Source organism: Paraburkholderia edwinii (genome assembly GCF_019428685.1).
GTDB classification, from domain to species: domain Bacteria; phylum Pseudomonadota; class Gammaproteobacteria; order Burkholderiales; family Burkholderiaceae; genus Paraburkholderia; species Paraburkholderia edwinii.
Genome location: NZ_CP080095.1, coordinates 2,710,798 through 2,730,841 on the forward strand (window position 1 = coordinate 2,710,798; position 20,044 = coordinate 2,730,841).

A 20,044-nucleotide genomic window follows, 5' to 3' on the forward strand; every position below is an offset into this window, starting at 1 on the left:
CTTCAGGAGTGGGTCGAAGTTTTCGGATTGTGCGGTATCGATGGAAGGGCTACCCGGTATTACTTAAGCGGGGTGGTCAGCGCCTTGTCGTCGGTATCCACTACGAACACCGCGAGCAGCTTCGCGGGTTTTGTGCGGCTCGCATTGCGGCTAACACGGTGCACTCCGCCGGGTTCCTCGAAGAAGCTTTCGCCTGCGTGATAGACCCGCTTCGGGCCGTCGTTCACCTGCGACTCGATAGCGCCCGAGACGACGTAGGCATAGATGAAGGCCGACTTCGCATGCTCGTGCGACGGCGACGCTCCGCCCGGGGCATAGTCCACGACTACGGCGATCAACGACTTGCCGGGAATGTTGGAAATAGGGTGATCAAAGGTTGGCATGACCTTTTCGCCGGAGCCATGTGCCGCAGCCGGCCACGCTGCAAGAAGCGCCAGGGCCGCAAACGAAGCACCCATCCAGGATCGAATCTTCATGAACATGCTCTCCTTTAGAACCGTGTTTAAGACCCTCGTATCGTTGCTTTTTATGCCTGGGCGCAAATAATAAAATCGAAGGTCACGTTTAATAGTGAGGACGGCAATCGAGATAACAGGCGCAACGTATCGCGTTCTTCATCCATTTTAAGATCACGTCGACCTTTATTCACGGCATCATGAGTACATAGTTGCTATACGCTGGTATGGGCGACGGCAATACGGCTTGGACCTTAGAATTGCGACGAGCGATGCGAGCAAAGATGATTCGCAGATCCGACCTGGACAGATGTGCCACGAACTGTGCACACGCTGTACCTACACGGCCGTTTTAATTCTTGAATCATCGGCACACCATAGTCAATAAGGGATGCAGATAATCGCATCCCTTTGTCGTGAAGCTTCGATGGTGCGTTAAAGGAGACGCGTGCTGGGCGGCGCCTTCTTCGCTCGAGCGAGCCACAACGCGCGGTCCGGCCTGCAACACATGAGTCTCGCTCCCGACGAGGCGACCTCTGCAGGTCCAGGCCGTCGATAGACGGACGGATCGTCCAGGCTGTTTTGATCCTTTTTCGCTTTTTCTTGAGCGAATCCAGTCTCGAAAAGGCTATCGCGGCCGCCTAAAGTAGAGGCTCACAACTACCTGATGAGGGTTCGCACCACGAGCGGTAACGGTAGTCCTGCTGTCGGATCCACCACCCGCGACGATGTCGAATGCCTGCGGGGCGGATAAGCCGGCTTGCCGGGCGCATATAGCGCTGCTCAACGTGAATCCATCACCTGCACATAGGAACGCTCATGACAAACGAAATCACCACGACCAACGCGGTCATCGAATCGATGCTGAGCCGCAGCGCCGCCAAGTACTACGACGCCTCTGCCACCTTGAGCGACGATGTAATCCGCGATCTCGTGCAAATCGGCACTTCGGCGCCGACGTCCTTCCACTTGCAAAACTGGCGCTTCATCGCGGTACGCACACCTGAAGCCAAAGCACGGCTCAAGCCGATTGCGTGGAACCAGCCTGCGATTACCGATGCGGCGGTGACTTTTATCGTCTGTGGCCAGTTAGTCGATACGAGCGTCATCCCGGAGCGTCTGGCGCCGCTGGTCAAAGCGGGCGTCATGCCGGCAAGCATGGTGCCGGAATGGGAAATCCCCGCACGCAATCTGTATATGGCGTACCCGCAGCGCCGGCGCGACGAGGCAGTTCGTAGCGCGACCTTCGGCGCAGCCGCGATGATCTATGCGGCCCGCTCGCTAGGCCTGGGGTCGACGCCGATGATCGGCTTCGATGCCGATGCGGTGCATCGCGAGTTCGGACTCGCTGACGACGAAGTGCCGGTCATGCTGTTGTCGGTCGGACCGGAACGTGCCGGGAACTGGGCGCAGAAGCCGCGCCGTCCGGTGGCCGATGTGCTGGACCTCGTTTAATTTTCTTGTGAAGCATTCATCTACGGAGATCATGATGCCGAGAATTACCTTGCCCACGCCGGAACAAGTGCCGGCCGATTCGAAGCCGACGCTCGATGCGTTCACCAAAAACATCGGGTTCACCCCGACCATGATGGCGATATTCGCGCAGAGCCCGATCGCGTTCAACTCATGGGCCACGTTGCTCGGCTCCCTGAGCAAGGCGCTCGACGTGAAGACGCGCGACAGCATCGGTCTCGCGGTCTCGGAAGTGAACGGCTGCAACTACTGCCTGACGGTTCACAGCTTTACGGCCGAGCATATGGCCCGTCTTCCGGCCGATGAAATCATTCTTGCGCGGAAGGGCCATGCCACCGATCCAAAGCGCGACGCCGCGGTGCAGTTTGCGCGCAAAGTCATCGAGACGCGCGGCAAGGTCAGTGACGCCGATCTGAAGGCGGTCCGCGATGCGGGCTACACCGATGCGAATGTCATGGAGATCATCGCGCTGGTGGCCCAGTACTCGCTGACGAACTTTTTCAACAACGTGTTCGATCCCGAGAAGGACTTTCCCGCCGTGGCGCCGGCCGGTTCGATCTGAACGCTATACGGTCTCTGGGACCCTCAAGAGAGGGTTCCAGCAAGTTTCGAGTGATGCGAGCGTCATGCGGAAGCCCGGATGCCGCGGGAAAGGCGCCGGGGTTCCAGGTATGAGCCGATCAATGCAGGAGTAGGAAAGTGACACTCAATCATCCCATTTTCACGCGCTGGCCCGCGCGGCACGCCGATCGGATCCAGCTCTTTTCGTTGCCGACGCCGAACGGCGTGAAGGTCGGCATCATGCTCGAGGAGACCGGCCTCGCGTATGAGCCGCACCGTGTCGATATCACAGCGAACGAGCACCACGATCCGGCTTTCCTCGCGCTCAATCCGAACGGCAAGATTCCGGCGATCTACGATCCGAATGGGCCAAGCGGCTTGCCACTGGGGCTGTTTGAATCGGGAGCGATTCTGATCTATCTCGCCGACAAGTCGCGTCAATTCCTCTCCACGGATCCCCACACGCGGTATGAAACGATCCAGTGGGTGATGTGGCAGATGGGCGGCGTCGGGCCGATGTTCGGCCAGGTCGGCTTCTTCAATAAATTTGCCGGCAAGGCGTATCTGGACAAACGCCCGCTTGCACGGTACGTGACTGAATCGGCGCGGCTGCTCGATGTGCTCGACAAACGGCTCGCGGACCGCAGTTGGGTCATGGGCTCGGACTACAGCATTGCCGATATTTCATTGCTGGGGTGGGTGCGTAACCTGATCGGCTTTTACGAAGCAAGAGAGCTGGTTGGTTTCGACCGCTTTCTTCATGTGCGCAGGTGGTTCGATTGCGGCCTCGAGCGTCCGGCGGTGCAGCGGGGACTGCTCGTGACAGCGGCTGACTGACAAGCGCATGCCACGAAGCTTGTCGTGATCGGTGGCACTGTGCGCCAAGGTCGCGTTCCACGGTAACAAAGCGAGGAAATCATGATTGAAATCACCGCCGACATGCAGGCGATCATCAAGCAGGCAATCCTGTCTTTCGTCGCGACAGTCAACGAGGACGGCACGCCCAATCTCTCGCCGAAGGCGTCCTTGACGGTGGTGAACGGTATTCTCTTCTTCGCCGATATCGCATCGCCAAAGACAATACTGAACCTGACGCACAATCCGTCCATCGAAATCAATGTAGTCGACATCTTCCAGCGGCGGGGCTATCGATTCAAGGGCAGTGCGTCGATACTGTCGCCAGGCGACGACGAATATCTCACGATCGCCAACTGGGTTAGGGCGACGAACGGCCCGGAGTATCCAGTCGATCACGTAGTCAGGATCGACACCACTTCGATCAACCCGTTGCTCTCGCCGGCGCATGTGTTCGCCAATCCTCCTCGAAGTCAGGAGGAAATCAGGATGACATACTATAAAAAGTACGCGGTGAAGCCCGTCGGGGAATAGGTGAGGGGGCGCGAAGCGTGCGTTATGGTCGTTCGATATCCACGTATTCGGAAGGATCCATGCCGTAGACTTTCCTGAATGCGCGCAGGAAACTGCTGCGGCTCGCGTAGCCGACGTTTCGCGCGATCTGGTCGATCGAAAGTTCCCTGTTCGACGCGAGCGTCGCCGCGGCCTGTCGCATCCGCAATTGCCGCAATACGGCGATCGGCGATTCGCCAACCAGATCCGCAAACCGCTGCATGAATGACGACCGGTTAAGGCCGGACAGTTGCGCCAATGAGCGGATCGAATGCGGCGCGCCGGGCCGATTGACCATCTCCGAGAACGCGCGTGCGATCTGAGGATCGCTTAGCATCGAGAAGCGCTCGCTCAATACGCTCGTCGAGGTGAGCGAACGGCGCAGCAGCATGACAAGCACCTGCTTGAGCAAGGTCGTTGTCATCGCGCTAACACCCACCTGCTGCTTCGCCAGTTCGTCGATCACGGACTTCAGCGTTTGATCGAGCCTGTCTTCGACATCGAAACGTTCGACGATCGGCGACGTCAGCCCCGAAAACAACTCGATCGTGGTGCCGTAGGTCGCCTGAAAATAGCCGCACACGAGTATCACTTCCGGCTTCTCCGTGCCAGCCACGAAACGCACCAGCGAGCCGCTCTGTTCGCAGGCCTCCAGATCCACCATCTTTTGCATCGGCACGCGGTTGTCGTGATCGAACGCGGTAATGTGGAACGGGCGTTCAGCCGGCACGACGATCAGCATATGCGGCGACAGGCGGATCGGCGCGTTATCCCCGACCACCAGTTCGCCGGTGCCGTCCAGGTTGTAATGCAGGGCAGGCTTTTTCGATGGCGCAAACGACAGGCGCCAACCCGGACTTACGTGGCATTCAGCGAGGTCGACAAATTTCACGTCCAGCCGCGTAAGCAGGCTGTCGAGGTCGGTCGTCGAGATTCGGGGGAGTCGCGTCATTGCCACGTCCTGCATTTTCTCCGCTTAACGGTTGCCGCCAGGTGGTTTGACCCGGGTTTCTTTGGGGAACTCCAAAGCCCACGCGGCATCGATCTGATCGATTGCATCATTCCTGATTCATCCATTTTTGCATAAACAGCGGCAACGCAGACTCAACCTATGTCTACGGCCGCTCTCTCGGGCATGCAGCTCGTTGGCGCGACATTCTAATCAGCCCTGTCAGAGATTTGCTATGTTTAAAGAAGACATCATTCAAAAATGGACGAATAGCGACTCACTCCGGATTTTTAGCTTCGAAGTGCCCTATAGACTTGCTATTTATCCGTACCCCTCTGCCCAGCATGGCGAGAGCACCGTGCGCAGAGGTATCCCGCACACCATTTCATAGGAGCCAAGCGTGGCTGCATCTGCAATTGGATCAGGCGCTCAACATGCTTCGACGGTTTTCGTTGTCGACGATGACGATTCAGTTCGGGAAGCTCTACAAGGACTACTGGCATCCGTGGGCCTGCGTTCGAGGGCTTTTGCAACCGCCGAGGCATTCCTCGACTATGACGCGGCCTGCACCGGCACGCACGCGAGCTGCCTGCTGGTCGATATCCGTATGCCCGGCATCGGTGGTCTTGATCTGCAAAGCCGTCTCGCGGAAAGAAGGCGCGTTCCGCCGATCATTTTCATGTCGGCATTTGGCGACGTGGCCATGACGGTCAGGGCGATGAAAGCCGGCGCGAGGGATTTCCTGTCCAAACCGTTTCGCGATCAGGACCTGCTCGACGCGGTCTCCTCAGCGCTGAAATACAACGAGCAGATGCAAGCGATCGAGGAATTGCGCGAAAGTCTGGAGGAGCGGTATCGTTCTCTTTCGGCCCGCGAGCGTGCGCTTCTGCAACTGCTGGGCGACGGGCTGATGAACAAGCAGATCGCATCGAGGCTTTGTTTGAGCGAATTTACCGTCAAGATCGGACGTCGTTCGCTGATGAAAAAAATGAAGGCTCGCAACTTCGCGCAACTGATCAAGATGGAAAGCCAGATTACCGGACTGGACAGCCAGAAGATCCGCGCGTTGTGCGAGGGCGGCGCGAGCGAAGCTGCCTGTCGGCCGGAATTGGCGATCTCGAGCGTTTTGCACGAATAGCGGTGCGAATCCGCGATGCCGATGATGTCTGTCGCTTCGGAAAGCGTCGCTTAAGATCGGGAAATGGACGCGAGCGGATTGCAATGAACACACCTGCAAACGAGAGACAGCAAGCGGGTCGCCCTAAAGCGCCACCGTTTATCGAGCCTTGCGGCCATGGCGTTATCGATGCAGAACCGTGCGCGCGGGAGCCCGGGCCGGAAGACGTGACCCGGCACCGCGGCATGGTGCTTGCCGCCTGTGTGCTCGCGTCCTCGATGGCGTTCATTGATGCGACAGCGCTGCCCGTTGCGTTGCCGCGATTGCGCGCAGATTTCGGTGCGGACCTCGCTTCCGTGCAATGGATTCTTAATGGGTACATGCTGGCACTCGCCTCGCTGACGTTGATCGGCGGCGCGCTCGCGGATGTTTACGGCAAGGCGCGCATGCTGATGATCGGATGCGTGCTGTTCGGTATCGTGTCCGCTGCTTGCGCGCTCGCGCCTTCGCCTGCGTGGTTGATCGTCGCCCGCGTCGCGCAGGGGGCGGCCGCGGCGATTGTCACCCCCGCAAGCCTTGCGCTGATCGGGGTGACCTATCCGCGCACGGAGCGCAACCGGGCGATTGGCGTATGGGCTGCGGCATCGGCACTCACCACCGCCGGCGGTCCGGTCCTCGGCGGGTGGCTCACCGAGACCTTCGGTTGGCGGTCCGTATTCTGGATCAACCCCGCGCTCGCACTCGTGGCCGTCGGGGCGTTGCTGCTCTTCGCGCCAAAAGATGGCCGCATCGTGCGCAGGTTCGACGTAATCGGCGCAGCGATCCTCGCTTTGGCCATAGGGGCGCTCGCCTGGGCGCTCAGTCAGATCGGCCCCGATAAAGCTCGGGCAACAGCGAATGCTCCGTCCCATCCCGGCCCCACGCTGATGATCGTAGCAGGGCTTGGCATTGTCGGGCTTGGTCTTTACGCATTCTGGGAAAGCAGAAGCAAACACCCGATGATGCCGCCTCGCTTGATGCGGCATCGTGCGTTCCTTGGCTTGAACGTTGCGACCTTGATGATCTATGCAGGGATATCGATCATGTTCTTCCTGCTCCCTTTCGACCTCATTGATCGCCGCGCCTTGTCGTCGACCGATGCCGGTCTGGTATTCCTGCCCTTCACGCTTGGCGTCGGGCTCCTGTCGAGAGTCTTTGGCGGGCTGGCGGACAGGATCGGTGCGCGCGTGATGCTTATCGTGGGACCGGCCGGTGCCGCGCTCGCCTATGTGTGGATGGCGCTCGGTCAGAAGGAATCGCTGCTGTTCGGCGTGATCGTACCCATGGCATTGCTGGGCCTGTCCTTTGCCGTGATCGTCGCACCGCTCACCGCGTCGGTTCTGTCGAGCGTCGACGAGTCGGACGAGGGGCTTGCCTCGGGCATCAACAATGCCGCGAGCCGGATTGCGCAACTCGCCGGCGTGGCGCTGGCCGCAGGCGTCGCGTCTTTCGAATCCGGCTATGAAATCAGCCTCGTCGTAGCCGCGGCGACTTCGATCGGCGGCGCCTTTGCAGCTGCAATGACGCTGGGGCCGGGCAAGACCCAAGCAAGCGGATCAGAAGCGGCTTAGCAATCAGGCGTTGAATCAGGAAGTCGGCCACGCAAAATACTCACGAGAAATTGCAGTCTCATACATCTGCATGCCTTCGCCGAATTATCGAAGAATTCGGCTCGATTTCCATGTCATCAATCAAAGCGAAGCGTTGAACTCGCGCGCGACGCTTCCCGATATACCGACGCTTATCCAATAAATACCTGCCGCTGGTTGCCCGGCGCAGCGTGTTGCAGTCAAATGGAACGCGAGGAGATTCTTCAGTGGAAAGAAAAGCGCTTTATGCCAGTCGTTATGACGGGTTTGCCTTTTGACCACTCCGTGTTTATCGGTCGAGAGCGATCCTCTGGCAGCGGACGCAATAAATACGCATTTAACCGATAAACCAAAAGGAACTATTTATGAACTTCGATTCAGCTAAATTTGCGGATAAGGACGGCAAGCCGCGTCGGAATTTCTTGCGAAATACGGGCTTTACGATGGCAGCCTTCGGCGCTGCGGCGATTGCTTCCTCGAAGGCCGTTGCCGCAACCTCGCATGGCGGCTCCGCTGCCGAGCAGGATGTCAAGGTTATGCAAGGCGCGCTTGCGCTCGAGCACGAAGGGATCGCAGTATACCGGCTCGCCGGCGGGAGCGGCTTGCTCACGCCCGATACAAAGAAAGTCGCGCTCATTTTCCTTGGACATCATCAGCAGCATCGGGATTCTTTAGCGTCCCTCATCAGTAAAGCAGGTGGCGAACCTGTGAAGCCGAAATCAGATGAGCAGTATGTACAGGAGTTGAATCTCAGCTCGCTAAAGTCAGAAGGCGATGTTGTGGTGTTGGCTACCCGTCTGGAACGAGGTGCAGCCAATGCGTACGCGCTGCAGGTTCGCGCTTTGCAGGACCGCGATCTGGTGCATCTGTTCACTCAACTTTCAGCCGATGAGGCGGTGCACTGGACGACGCTCAATAATGCCGCCGGTGTGCCTATCCCGACTACCGCTTATATTTTCGGCTAGGGTGATCGACATGCGCTCCCCACCGCCAAAGGCGCTCTTGCGTATTTCAACTGCGTTGCTTGCAATGACTGCCTTGTCGTCGATAAGCCATCTCGCGCTCGCGCAGACAAATAATGATGTCGCTGCCGGCAAATCCCTCTACGAGGCGAAGTGCAGTGGTTGTCACTCGGTGGACACCAACCGCATCGGGCCCATGCATCGTGGAGTGGTCGGCCGGGAGGTGGCGAGCGTTCCGGGTTTCGACTATTCGCCTGCAATAAAGCAATTGCACGGCGTCTGGACAAAGGAACGTCTCGACAAGTGGCTGCAGAACCCGCAAGCGGTCGCGCCCGGTACGATCATGTTCGCGTCGGTCGATAATCCGGTGGAGCGACGCGAGATCATTGCGTATCTGGCTACGCTCGTGCCGACGACAGCCGCCAAGCCGCAATAGGGATAACGCGATGCCAGCGCGCCTTACTCAGGCTCACGGCCCGTAGACGTGCTGGCATCGGACTGCTGCGACCGATGTTGCAGCAGCTTTCCCAAACACACGCAGGCCGACGTGTCGGAGAACAAACCGGCATGCACTACTCAAAGCGACAATTCTTGGTACTTATGTGCCGATCGTATCTCATCCACAATATCCGCAGTCGCTACGACATCGATCTACGTTTTCATGTTGTACAACGCAGGCCGATCGAAGTCCTCAACACGATCGCGGCTCTAGCGGAACGATCATTTCCCGACTCAATACATGGGCACATCACACAAGGTTGTCGTTGTCACCGGTGCTTCGCAAGGCATCGGCGCAGAGGTCGTCAAGGCATTTCGCAAGCTCGAATATAGCGTCGTTGCGACTGCACGTTCGATCAAGCCAACGGCCGATCCGAACATTCTGACCATCGCCGGCGATATCGGTGATCGGGATACGGCACGCCGTGTCATTTCCGAAGGCATCGCGCGATTCGGCCGGATCGATACCCTCGTGAACAACGCGGGCATTTACATCGGCAAGCCTTTCACCGAACACACAGAAGAAGACTATGCTGCGGTGACGAATGTCAATCTGGCTGGCTTCTATCACATTACGCAGTTCGCGATAGCGGAGATGGAAAAAAGCTCGGGCGGACATGTGGTCAACGTGACTGCCGGCATTGTTGATGGCCCGCGCACCGGGCTGTACTCTGTTCTGGCGGCGCTGACAAAAGGTGGGCTTAACGCTGCAACTCAAGCGTTGGCTATCGAGTACGCCAGGAGGCGGATACGTGTGAATGCAGTCGCACCGGGGATCATCAAGTCGCCGATGCACGCCGTGGAAATCCGTGAAGCGCTGGGCGCCTTTCACCCAATTGGACATATGGGTGAGATGAGCGATATCACCGACGCCATTCTCTTTCTCGACGCCGCGCCGTTCATTACGGGAGAAATTCTGCACGTCGACGGTGGCCTGAGCGCGGGATACTGAATAGGTTGGCGTGGAGATAGCGACGAACGAATCGACCGGCCGCGCGTTCGATGCGCTTTGCACTGCGCACTTCAAGCTTGTGCGGCGTCTGGATGCCGAACGCCGATGTAGCGCGCAGTGTGAGGCTTAAACGCCGAAGCGAGGCCCATCGAAATCTGCCGCGAGGTTCGATCCCGGAATGCGAGCGATGGCCTTGATTGCGAAGTCGAAACCGGAAAGGGCGGTTACGCCGACCGCGGTCCAGTTCGAGAGATGTTCGTTGCCGAACGCTGTCTTGCGAATTGGCTGGACGGTCTCGAGTTGCGCGTCCAGATCGGTATGGAACATCGTGACGTCAACCACATCGTCGAGCGTGCAACCGGCGGCCTCGAGTACCGCAGCGAGATTATCGAAGGCGAGTTGAACCTGTCTGGCGAAATTGGGCTCGGGTGAGCCGTCCGCGAGGCAGCCGACCTGAGCGGAGACAAACAGCAGATCGCCCGCGCGGATCGCAGCGGAACAACCGCATTTTTTATAAACAGGTTGCCGATCCTTCGAGGAGGTAACTTTGTGCTTGATCATGCTCTCTACTTGTCAGGCTTCCGAAGCGAATAGAGTTACTCGCTCCTGTTAGAGACCGGCGAGACGTGATCAATCAATTTTAAGATTTTACGGACCCTTATTCACGAATTCGTAGTAGATGGTTTCTATACGTGGGTATAGATGGCGCCCGCGCGCGGCGTTGGTCTTAAGGCGCAAGCGCCATGTTTCGTATGGCTATGGAAAAGACCGGGAGCGTTACGGACTATGCCGCGGGTAAGCGGACTCGAATGTGAAGGCACCGGAGAACGAAGCGTCGTGATTGTGCAGCAGATGCAACACCGCATCGAGCGACATGCGCATCGCGGATTCGACCCAGCCTCCGTCGCTGACATACGCTTCGCCGGCGAGATAAAGCCTCGACTTCGCGCTATGCGTCTCGTTGTAGCGGAGCAGGGCCTGGTTCGGCTGCGCAATCCCGGCCCGATACACGCGTGCCGCACCGCGTATGGTCGGTTGCCGGCTCCAGTGGATCACCGCGCATTGCGCTTCATCAACGTAATCGGATATCTTGCCGCCGATGCCGCTTTGCTTGAGCATGCCGTCAAGTGTGGCGATGCAGCGCGACACGAGGCCAGTGTCATTGGCTTCGCTTAACAGACTCTCGGATAACTTGTCCCACGTGTAGCTCAGCAGCAGCACCCCCGGGTCGGAAATGCGCCGTGTGCTTACGGCGTAACCATACGTTGCCTCAAGAAAATTGTCCGATGCGATCATCTGCGGAATCGCGGATTGTTCCCAGTAACGCGCCTTCAAAGCGACGAACACCTTTGAACTGGCGAGCCATTCGGACATGCGATCGCCGCCGACGACGTCCGGTGGCAACTCGGCGTCGGTAAAGCCGTTCATCCGGATCGCGCAACGGTTACCGGCCATCGGTGCGGTGATTAACACCGCGTCGTAATCGCTTCGATGCGTTGCACACTCGATACGCACTTCATCATTGATACGGGCGATCGAGTTAACCGGACTGTGTGTGTAGAGCCGGACACGGTATCGGTGGTCGCGCAAAGCATCGTAAAGGGAAATCGGCGCGACATGTGCGCTCTGAACCGGACAGTACAGCATAGCCTCGGCGATCGATTGCACGCCAAGATATCGCGGTGCGGCAAGCCGATGACCGAGGCTATCGGTGAGCGCCGGGTCACCGGCATGAGGGCCGCTCGCGTAATCGCCGTCGGCATCGAAGCGGCCTTGAATCAATCGCAGGTTGTCGAAGAAGCCGAAGAAAATCATTCGGAAGATGAGCATGGCCGAAAAGTCGAGATACGCCGCCCACGGACCCTCGCCGACGCCTGATCGCTCGATCACGCAAAGCTCGTATTCATTCATGCCTGCGCCGCCGAAGTCACCGTTCGCATCGCGATCGTCTCCAACGTGCGCCGGCGTCAGCAAGACGTTGCGGAAACTGTCGCGCCAGTAGCGCTGTTCGATTGCTTGCCATAAGGCAGGCCATCGAGGTGTGCCGAACGAGGCCCGCGCGGCAGTCACGAAGCGCGACGCGAACGCCAGCCATTTTTGTTGCACGGCCTCGACTTCAGGCGCGATCGGCAATATGCCGCCGCGTGGCTTCACGGTGAACGACGACGAGCGCTCTGAATAGACGCCAAACGACACGTCCGCGGCGTCGGCGGTCGGAAACGGCTGCGAGGTCAGTCCGAATCGTTGTGCGTATTGCGCGAAGGCGGCGGCAGGGCCTGCCGGTTGTGTGAACATCGGAATGCGCATCGCACCGAGCTCGAATACGGTGTGCTGTCCCTCGACCGGTTGTGAGCGCAACCGTCCGCCGATATGCCCGGATGCCTCGTAGATGTCGAGATTCATCACGCCGCAACGGAACAGCTCGTGCGCAGCGCTGAGCCCGGCTATGCCCGCGCCGACGATGGCGACGCGCAAGCCGGGTTGCATGTTCTTCGCGATACCGGCGTCCTGCGTGTCGCTCAACAGCCGCGAGAAGTCAAAATTGAAGTCGGCGGGATACGGGTAGCCGACGCCCCACGTGCCAGGCGTGACGATGCTCTTCATGCGCAGTTCCATCGGAGAGGTGTTTTCGGGTGAACGCGATTCAGCGCCGCCAGGCGCGTGTCATCGCTCCATTTCACATCGCTTTCTGATTCAAATCGATCATAGCGTTGGTCGCGTTGACGCACGTTCATGAGAGGCGCATGACACATGCATGAGAGTCGCTTTTTCGTCGTCGACGCCATGAAGCGTCTAAAGGTCGTTCATCTCGCCGAAAATATCGACTCGTTCCCGCAGGCAAGTGGCTTGCCGCTACGAATCCTCTGCGCAGCGCGTTGCTCTCCACTCGGAAATGACGCGTTGCCTGACCTTCAAGTGCGCCGCAGACATTGCACCTAATACTCGCCCGATGGGTTCATTTGTAATCGAAGCGATATCACGAACGCTCAGTCGTTCAAGGTGTGGGAGCAGAACGACGGCGCGCTCCAGACCCGAAAGAGATCGAATCGCGTCGACGAGTCTTCCTTCCGACGCGACCCTCGCGACACCCGGCGAAGAATAGTGGCTCTGAGCCCGGAAATAAGCGCCGCCAAATTCGCATTGCCACACGCGGGTCAACAGAAGACGCGCGCAATTGGGTAACGAACGAGAGCTCATTTCCGTTATGAAATAAGCACGGTTTTCGCGTTATCGCGTAAACGAAAGAATACCGTGCTATGCGCGTAGCGTTTTCAGCTGGCGTGTTTTCGACTTACTGGGCGGCTTACTTGTCAGGTTACCTTCGACTAATAATTGGGACGCGACACCGTATGCACCGAGATCAGGCTGCACGCGGCGCCCGCAGTGCAACTCACGTTTAAAAATTTGACGTATTGCGTTTCTATACCTATGGAACGTTGACTGGACTTCCAAGGTTTAATTTAATTCGGAGACGGAAACGAAGACTGTTGTTTATGGGCGAAGTGTTGATTCGGTGACGCTTCAGAAATTCGAATCGCTATGTGGCGCGGCCCCATGGTCGTTCTCGATTATCTTGATGTCGTCATTGTGAGTTGAAGTGCGACGTCCCTTATTGAATCGATCGGCGATGATGTCAACTTCTGGTCTGTTTATCCTCGCATTGGCTATTTCTCTCGCCAGCCTTCCATTCGCCGTAAACAGGTTTTTCGACTATATACCCCTTCGATCAGGTAAGAGACTTCTGATCTGGATAGTGGAATCGGCCCTGATGTATGTGTTTCTGGCCATTATCGCTTACCGGCTCGTGTCGCATGGGGGTGTGAAACGCTCCCGTCGTCGACGACGAGACAGACATGCGCGTGAGATCCGGCCATCGGATCGCTTGTCGGCTGCCGGGCGCGCGTGCAGCGCGCATAGGCGTCGGGCGGACCTCAAAACCGGAGCGCGAGGTCTATAGCGATCGCCGCTTTGGCACGATGCCCTTCATCGTGCAACCCGGGAAGCGAACTCGCTGAAAAAGCGTTGCGCCGCCGTCCCTTCCTGAGGCTGCTCATGTCCTTTTGCATGAGATGTCGAATGTGCATTCCAACGCTGCAACGCTATCAGCAAGGAGGAAATGATCATGAAGGCAATCGTCGTGACGGAGCAGAGCGCCGGAACGGCCGGGATGACGCTGGCGGAGCGGCCCGAGCCGGAGGCGGCGCTGCTCGACGTGGTGGTTCAGGTTTACGCATCGGGATTTACCTCCGGTGAACTAACGTGGCCGTCAACCTGGACCGATCGCCTCGGCCGTGACCGAACGCCGGTCATTCCCGGTCAGGAGCTGGCCGGCGTGGTCCATTCGCTCGGCTATGGCACGACGGGCCTGTCGGTCGGACAGCGCGTGTTTGGCCTTGCCGACAGCCATCGTGGCGGCACCCTGGCTGAGTATGTTGCGATCGAGGCGCGCAACCTCGCGCCGCTGCCGGGCGATGTCGACTTCAGCGTCGGCGCGGGCGTGGCGATGCCGGGCTTGACGGCCTGGCAGGGACTGTTTGACCACGGTCAACTGCAAGCGGGACTGAGCGTTCTCGTGCATGGCGCCGCCGGCGCGGTCGGTTCGATGGTGTCCCAGCTCGCGCGTGAGCGTGGCGCCTATGTCATCGGCACAGGTCGCGCGGCTGACCGGGATAAGGCGATCGAGTTCGGCGCGCAGGAATTCGTCGATCTCGAGAACGACGTGCTCGAAGACGTGGGCGGAGTTCATCTGGTTTTCGATGTTATCGGCGGCGAAATCGGCAAGCGGTCTGCGAGCCTGATTCGGGCTGGCGGAACGCTGATATGCGTCGCCGGGCCGCCCGAGGCGCGACCCGCGGAGGGCCGGGCGATCGACTTTGTGGTCGTGCCCAATCGCGCCCAACTGGGTGAGATCGCCCAGCGGGTGCGGGACGGCAGGCTGCGCGCGAACATCGCCAACATTGCGACGCTTGACAACGCCGTAGCCGCTTTTAACCCGACCACACGGATCAAGGGCAAGACGATCATTCGCGTTCGTCCGTGAATGACGCGCGTCAATCGATGCGCGCGGTCTGCCATGACCGTTCGCATCGGCCGTCGTGTCGAGCCAGTCCAGCCAGTTGAGCCAAGGCAACGCGGGGAATGAACCGCGCCACTGAGCATGAGGTGCCGAACGGGCTCGACCCAAGGCATTTCACACAAAGAGAGCGAAAGCACTCCAGCGTTTATCTATCTATACAGAGGATTCCAGATGAAAAGCGAGACCACCCTGACCAATGGCGTCATCGAATGTATCTTGAGCCGGACCGCCGCCAAGTACTACGACACTTCCGCCACCCTGAGCGACGAAGTCATCCGCGATCTGGTGCGAATCGGCACCACCGCGCCGACCTCCTTCCACTTGCAGAACTGGCGTTTCATCGCCGTGCGCTCGCGTGAAGCCAAGGCGCGGTTGCGGCCGATCGCCTGGGATCAGCCGGCGACCACCGAAGCGGCCGTGACGTTCATCGTCTGTGGCCAGCTGGTCGAGACGAGTGTGATTCCCGAGCGTCTGGCGCCGCTGGTGGCAGCGGGCGTGATGCCGGCAAGCATGGTGCCGGATTGGGAAATCCCCGCGCGCGATCTGTATATGGCGTTCCCGCAGCGCCGGCGCGACGAGGCAGTTCGTAGCGCGACCTTCGGCGCGGCGGCGATGATCTATGCGGCCCGCTCGTTAGGCCTGGGGTCGACGCCGATGATCGGCTTCGATGCCGATGCGGTGCATCGCGAGTTCGGACTCGCTGACGACGAAGTGCCGGTCATGCTGTTGTCGGTCGGACCGGAACGTGCCGGGAATTGGGCGCAGAAGCCGCGCCGTCCGGTGGCCGATGTGCTGGATCTCGTATAGGCGCATCGCAAAGGAAGGCCTGACCTGCTTCGACCGAGGACCAGGTCTTGAAGTAAGCCGAGGGACGGTTTCCATATGGACCTCTCCCGGCCATCGAATAGCAGTAATCTACGGAGAATACGATGTCCAGAGCTGCAGCGCCAACGCCGGAACAAGTGCCGGCCGATTCGAAGCCGACGCTCGATGCGTTCACCAAAAACATCGGGTTCACCCCGACCATGATGGCGATATTCGCGCAGAGCCCGATCGCGTTCAACTCATGGGCCACGTTGCTCGGCTCCCTGAGCAAGGCGCTCGACGTGAAGACGCGCGACAGCATCGGTCTCGCGGTCTCGGAAGTGAACGGCTGCAACTACTGCCTGACGGTTCACAGCTTTACGGCCGAGCATATGGCCCGTCTTCCGGCCGATGAAATCATTCTTGCGCGGAAGGGCCATGCCACCGATCCAAAGCGCGACGCCGCGGTGCAGTTTGCGCGCAAAGTCATCGAGACGCGCGGCAAGGTCAGTGACGCCGATCTGAAGGCGGTCCGCGATGCGGGCTACACCGATGCGAATGTCATGGAGATCATCGCGCTGGTGGCCCAGTACTCGCTGACGAACTTTTTCAACAACGTGTTCGATCCCGAGAAGGACTTTCCCGCCGTGGCGCCGGCCGGTTCGATCTGAACGCTATCCGGTCGCTGAAACCTCAAGAGAGGGTTCCAGAGAGTTTCAAACGATGCGAGCGTCATGCGGAAAGCCCAGATGCCACCCGGGAATGATTGTCGGGAGTGCGTCTGGGCTTTCGCATGCGACGACAGTGGCATAAAAAAACGTGGACAGGGTAGGAGAGGGACGAGCGTGACAGGCTCTTCTTTAAGGAGCGTGCTATGCAATCAGTCAAGATAAAAGCCCCTGACAACAACGATTTCGATATTTGGCTTCCACTGTGGAAGGGCTATCAGCAATTCTACAAAGTGGACATTCCCGAATCCGTGACGCTCAAGACCTGGGCGCGCTTCCTTGACCCGGTCGAGCCCGTGCATGCGACGCTCGCCTTCGCGGGCGATCAGGCATTGGGATTAGCGCATTCGATTTACCATCGGTCGACCTGGACGGCGGGCGACGTCTGCTATCTGCAGGACCTGTTCGTTTCGCCGGATGCGCGAGGCGGCGGCATCGGGCGCGCACTGATCGAACACGTCTACGCCGATGCCCAACGTCGTGGAGCGTCTCGCGTACATTGGTTGACACACGAATCGAACCATTCCGCCATGCAGCTTTACGGCAGCCTCGCTGATCGCTCCGGTTTTATCCAGTACCGAAAGCGTTTTGCCTGACACGCTGATGCATGTCCATGATCGGCGCTCAGTCGTCACATCGTTATCCTTGGTGATACCAGTGATCAACGATCGATGCTGCGTGCGGTGAGTTTGCACGACACGTCCGAATAGCTCGGGCAGTGCGGCGCGTGCCGCGTTGAACCGGCGTGCCACCGCGACAGGATGTTTGAGCGTCTCCAGCTCCCGAGGTCTTATGTCTCAAGTTGACTGGCTAAGCCATCTGCTGCAAATGATCACCATCACCGGCCGGCTGGAGGTTCGCTGCACGTACGGTGCGCCCTGGCGCGTGGCCTGGCCTCAATCCGCGCGCCACGAGATTCCATATCACGTCGTGCTCAAGGGCAGGGCCATTATCGAGGACCCGACGGAGAAGACGGCCAGGGAGCTCGTGGGCGGTGACATCGTGCTGCTGCCGCACGGTGTGGCACACGTGCTGCACGACGGCAGCGGACATACGCCGGGGCTGACCTACGAACGCAGAGGTTCCGCCGGATTGACCTTCAGCCAGAATGACGGCCCGGGCGAACGCCTCGACATGTTGTGCGGGCGCTTTTTCATTGAGCCGCCTCATGATCGGCTGATTCGCAGTTACCTGCCCACGAACCTGGTAGTACGGGCGATGGACGCTTATGGTGACGAGGGCGCCTCATCCGCTTCGAACTGCCTGGCCGTTCTCGTGGGACTGATGCGCGTGGAGTCCGCCAGTGACAAACTGGGTGGCTACGCCATACTGAACGCGCTGAGTTCGGCGCTGTTTACGCTTGTGCTGCGTGCAGCGAGCGAATCCGAGCAGGCCCCGGCGGGCTTGTTGGCGCTCGCCGGCCATCCGCGGCTGGCGCCGGCCATCGCCGCGATGATCGCTGACCCGGCGCGGCCCTGGAACCTGCCCGAGCTAGCCGACTTATGCAGCATGTCACGCGCCACCTTCATGCGGCACTTTCAAGACAAGCTGGGTTTTTCGGCCGTCGAGTTGCTGACTGACATACGGATGAGCCGGGCCGCGAACGAACTGAAGAAGCCAGGCGTGTCCACCGAGGCTGTCGCCGAATCAGTAGGATACCGATCCGTCTCCGCATTCGGACGAGTATTTACCGAGTGGACGGGTATGAGGCCAGGACGATGGCGCCGTCTCGCGCGCGAGGTCAGTAACGGAAGCAAATAAAGACCTGACTTTTGACGTGCAGTCACGTTGAAGCCGAACGACCCGCGGCGTGCGATCCCATACCACATCAGGCAGGATTAATTTGTTCAGTTTAAGTGATCCTTTTCGGCTTTTTATTGAGTAGCGCGAGTCTCGAAATCGGTGGGGCATCGGCCTAGAGTGGAAGCTCTTACCCAACCGACGAAAGGGCCGCGATATGAGCCGAATTTCTGTTCCCGCCATCGAGTCCGCCACCGGCGCCACCGCTGATATCTACACGCGAGTCAAGAAGATTTCCGGTGGCCGCGTTCCGAACACGTACGCTGCGTTGGGCCATCTTGTACCGCAGTCTCTTGCCGCGGTGCTCGATGCCCAGGCCGCATTAGCTTCGAGCGGCTTGAGCCGCCAGGAATTCGAAACCATCAAGCTGTTGATCAGCGCAAAGACCGGTTGCGATGTTTGCGTGGCCGCGCACAGCTTCGTGGGCAAGATGACCGGCCTGCCGGTCGATGCTTTGCGTGCCATTCGCGAGGGGCGAGCCACGGGTGATGCCAAACGGGATGCTCTCGTGCGTTTCGTGTCCCATCTGCATACCACCAGCGGCACGATCAGCGAGGAAGAGTTCGCCGCGATCCGCGCGGCGGGCTATACCGACGTCCAGTTGGCGGCGATCTCGCTGACCATGGCGCTCGGTATCTTCACCAATACCTTCAATCGTATCAACAGCACCGACGTCGACTTCCCGTCGGTCGAGTGAGCCGCCTTGCCGGGCGTGCAGCGCATCGTATGGGTTCGCGCCCGGCACCCTATGAACGTAGCGTGCGCCAATACGAGGGATATCGACTTATGACCGCACAGACCTTCGAATTTGACGGGCCGCGAGGCTACCGTCTTGCTGGAAGACTGGAACTGCCGGACGGAACACCACAGGGATGGGCCATACTCGCCCACTGCTTTACGTGTGGAGCGGACAGCAAAACGGCCGCGCGCCTCGCACGCGCCCTGGCCGCGCGTGGCATTGGCGTGTTGCGTTTCGATTTTGCCGGGCGAGGAGATAGCGGAGGAAGCTTTACCGACATGACCTTCGCCGCCGACGTGGAAGATCTCATAGCGGCCGGTGAGGCGATGACCAGAGAAGGCAAGCCGCCATCCGTGCTGATTGGCCACAGCCTCGGTGGCGTGGCCGTCCTGATGGCGGCGGGCGAGATGCCGGGTATCCGCGCAGCGGTCACACTGGGCGCTCCCTTCGATATCAGCGATATCCTGTATGAGTCTGATCCACTCAGCCTTCAAACCATCGAGACTGAAGGGGAAGTTGAGGTATTGATGGCCGGCAGACCGTTTGTCGTGCGCAAGAGTTTTGTCGATGACCTGGCGCGTCACGACTTCGCGTCGCGGATCGCCCAGCTGCGCATTCCATTGCTGGTGTTGCATTCGCCGCGCGATGCGACGGTCAGTATCGAAAACGCCGCGCGCATCTTTACGATCGCGACGCACGCGAGGAACTTCATTTCCCTCGACAACGCGGACCACTTGCTCACACGCGGAGCGGACGCGGACTATGCCGCCGCAAGGATATCGAGCTGGGCCAGCCGGAATCTGAGCCCTGAGCATTGATTGATATCGGCCTTGCGTTCACTAGCGCTTCACCCGGAGCTGATGCTCCGGGTGCACTCGGGTGCGTCGGATCGCC

At 59.2% G+C, this 20,044-nt stretch carries 21 protein-coding genes; 17 read left to right on the forward strand and 4 right to left on the reverse strand.

The window, feature by feature from the left end; genetic code table 11:
• Nucleotides 1-59: 59 nt before the first annotated feature.
• Nucleotides 60-476: a cupin domain-containing protein gene (locus KZJ38_RS11970; protein WP_219796113.1), complete on the reverse strand. Its 417-nt coding sequence runs from the start codon at nucleotides 474-476 to the stop codon at nucleotides 60-62.
• 798 nt (nucleotides 477-1,274) lie between these two features.
• Here KZJ38_RS11970 and KZJ38_RS11975 point away from each other — a divergent pair.
• The 4 genes from KZJ38_RS11975 to KZJ38_RS11990 all read left to right on the forward strand — a co-directional run bounded on the left by KZJ38_RS11975 (nucleotide 1,275) and on the right by KZJ38_RS11990 (nucleotide 3,878).
• Nucleotides 1,275-1,910 carry a nitroreductase family protein gene (locus KZJ38_RS11975; protein ID WP_219796114.1) on the forward strand — a complete coding sequence of 212 codons (636 nt, stop codon included), beginning with the start codon at nucleotides 1,275-1,277 and terminating at the stop codon, nucleotides 1,908-1,910.
• A gap of 34 nt (nucleotides 1,911-1,944) precedes the next feature.
• Nucleotides 1,945-2,490 (forward strand): carboxymuconolactone decarboxylase family protein, encoded by a 546-nt coding sequence (locus KZJ38_RS11980; RefSeq protein ID WP_219800279.1) that lies wholly within the window; start codon nucleotides 1,945-1,947, stop codon nucleotides 2,488-2,490.
• A 137-nt stretch (nucleotides 2,491-2,627) separates the two neighbouring features.
• Nucleotides 2,628-3,326 (forward strand): glutathione S-transferase N-terminal domain-containing protein, encoded by a 699-nt coding sequence (locus KZJ38_RS11985; protein ID WP_219796115.1) that lies wholly within the window; start codon nucleotides 2,628-2,630, stop codon nucleotides 3,324-3,326.
• Nucleotides 3,327-3,407: 81 nt separating this feature from the next.
• A complete protein-coding gene (locus KZJ38_RS11990) occupies nucleotides 3,408-3,878 on the forward strand; it encodes a pyridoxamine 5'-phosphate oxidase family protein (RefSeq protein WP_219796116.1) in 471 nt (156 codons plus the stop codon).
• A 22-nt stretch (nucleotides 3,879-3,900) separates the two neighbouring features.
• Here KZJ38_RS11990 and KZJ38_RS11995 read toward each other — a convergent pair whose 3' ends face one another.
• The gene (locus KZJ38_RS11995) at nucleotides 3,901-4,848 is read right to left on the reverse strand and encodes an AraC family transcriptional regulator (protein ID WP_219796117.1); all 948 of its coding nucleotides are present in this window, start codon (nucleotides 4,846-4,848) and stop codon (nucleotides 3,901-3,903) included.
• 397 nt (nucleotides 4,849-5,245) lie between these two features.
• Here KZJ38_RS11995 and KZJ38_RS12000 point away from each other — a divergent pair, with 397 nt between their 5' ends.
• The 5 genes from KZJ38_RS12000 to KZJ38_RS12020 all read left to right on the forward strand — a co-directional run bounded on the left by KZJ38_RS12000 (nucleotide 5,246) and on the right by KZJ38_RS12020 (nucleotide 10,002).
• Entirely contained in the window at nucleotides 5,246-5,983 is a 738-nt protein-coding gene (locus KZJ38_RS12000) for a response regulator transcription factor (protein ID WP_219796118.1), read from the forward strand.
• Between the two features lie 83 nt (nucleotides 5,984-6,066).
• A complete protein-coding gene (locus KZJ38_RS12005; RefSeq protein WP_219796119.1) occupies nucleotides 6,067-7,572 on the forward strand; it encodes an MFS transporter in 1,506 nt (501 codons plus the stop codon).
• A 383-nt stretch (nucleotides 7,573-7,955) separates the two neighbouring features.
• Nucleotides 7,956-8,555, forward strand: a complete 600-nt coding sequence (locus tag KZJ38_RS12010) for a DUF4439 domain-containing protein (protein WP_219796120.1) — start codon at nucleotides 7,956-7,958, stop codon at nucleotides 8,553-8,555.
• 10 nt (nucleotides 8,556-8,565) lie between these two features.
• Nucleotides 8,566-8,988: a c-type cytochrome gene (locus KZJ38_RS12015; protein WP_219796121.1), complete on the forward strand. Its 423-nt coding sequence runs from the start codon at nucleotides 8,566-8,568 to the stop codon at nucleotides 8,986-8,988.
• Between the two features lie 303 nt (nucleotides 8,989-9,291).
• The gene (locus KZJ38_RS12020) at nucleotides 9,292-10,002 is read left to right on the forward strand and encodes an SDR family NAD(P)-dependent oxidoreductase (RefSeq protein ID WP_219796122.1); all 711 of its coding nucleotides are present in this window, start codon (nucleotides 9,292-9,294) and stop codon (nucleotides 10,000-10,002) included.
• A gap of 126 nt (nucleotides 10,003-10,128) precedes the next feature.
• On the opposite strand, the gene KZJ38_RS12025 is transcribed toward KZJ38_RS12020, so the two are convergent.
• A complete protein-coding gene (locus KZJ38_RS12025; protein ID WP_219796123.1) occupies nucleotides 10,129-10,563 on the reverse strand; it encodes a RidA family protein in 435 nt (144 codons plus the stop codon).
• Nucleotides 10,564-10,779: 216 nt separating this feature from the next.
• A complete protein-coding gene (locus KZJ38_RS12030) occupies nucleotides 10,780-12,606 on the reverse strand; it encodes a flavin monoamine oxidase family protein (protein WP_219796124.1) in 1,827 nt (608 codons plus the stop codon).
• 1,027 nt (nucleotides 12,607-13,633) lie between these two features.
• Here KZJ38_RS12030 and KZJ38_RS37130 point away from each other — a divergent pair.
• The 8 genes from KZJ38_RS37130 (at nucleotide 13,634) to KZJ38_RS12070 (ending at nucleotide 19,968) form a co-directional block, all read left to right on the forward strand.
• The gene (locus KZJ38_RS37130) at nucleotides 13,634-13,960 is read left to right on the forward strand and encodes a DUF2818 family protein (RefSeq protein WP_425518353.1); all 327 of its coding nucleotides are present in this window, start codon (nucleotides 13,634-13,636) and stop codon (nucleotides 13,958-13,960) included.
• Between the two features lie 165 nt (nucleotides 13,961-14,125).
• Entirely contained in the window at nucleotides 14,126-15,043 is a 918-nt protein-coding gene (locus tag KZJ38_RS12040; RefSeq protein ID WP_219796126.1) for an NADP-dependent oxidoreductase, read from the forward strand.
• Between the two features lie 207 nt (nucleotides 15,044-15,250).
• Nucleotides 15,251-15,886: a nitroreductase family protein gene (locus KZJ38_RS12045; RefSeq protein ID WP_219796127.1), complete on the forward strand. Its 636-nt coding sequence runs from the start codon at nucleotides 15,251-15,253 to the stop codon at nucleotides 15,884-15,886.
• A 122-nt stretch (nucleotides 15,887-16,008) separates the two neighbouring features.
• A complete protein-coding gene (locus KZJ38_RS12050; RefSeq protein ID WP_219796128.1) occupies nucleotides 16,009-16,554 on the forward strand; it encodes a carboxymuconolactone decarboxylase family protein in 546 nt (181 codons plus the stop codon).
• Nucleotides 16,555-16,757: 203 nt separating this feature from the next.
• The gene (locus tag KZJ38_RS12055) at nucleotides 16,758-17,207 is read left to right on the forward strand and encodes a GNAT family N-acetyltransferase (RefSeq protein WP_219796129.1); all 450 of its coding nucleotides are present in this window, start codon (nucleotides 16,758-16,760) and stop codon (nucleotides 17,205-17,207) included.
• A gap of 196 nt (nucleotides 17,208-17,403) precedes the next feature.
• Nucleotides 17,404-18,372: an AraC family transcriptional regulator gene (locus KZJ38_RS12060; protein WP_219796130.1), complete on the forward strand. Its 969-nt coding sequence runs from the start codon at nucleotides 17,404-17,406 to the stop codon at nucleotides 18,370-18,372.
• 196 nt (nucleotides 18,373-18,568) lie between these two features.
• Nucleotides 18,569-19,108 (forward strand): carboxymuconolactone decarboxylase family protein, encoded by a 540-nt coding sequence (locus tag KZJ38_RS12065; RefSeq protein WP_219796131.1) that lies wholly within the window; start codon nucleotides 18,569-18,571, stop codon nucleotides 19,106-19,108.
• Nucleotides 19,109-19,197: 89 nt separating this feature from the next.
• Nucleotides 19,198-19,968 (forward strand): alpha/beta hydrolase family protein, encoded by a 771-nt coding sequence (locus tag KZJ38_RS12070; protein WP_219796132.1) that lies wholly within the window; start codon nucleotides 19,198-19,200, stop codon nucleotides 19,966-19,968.
• The last annotated feature ends 76 nt before the right edge of the window (nucleotides 19,969-20,044 follow it).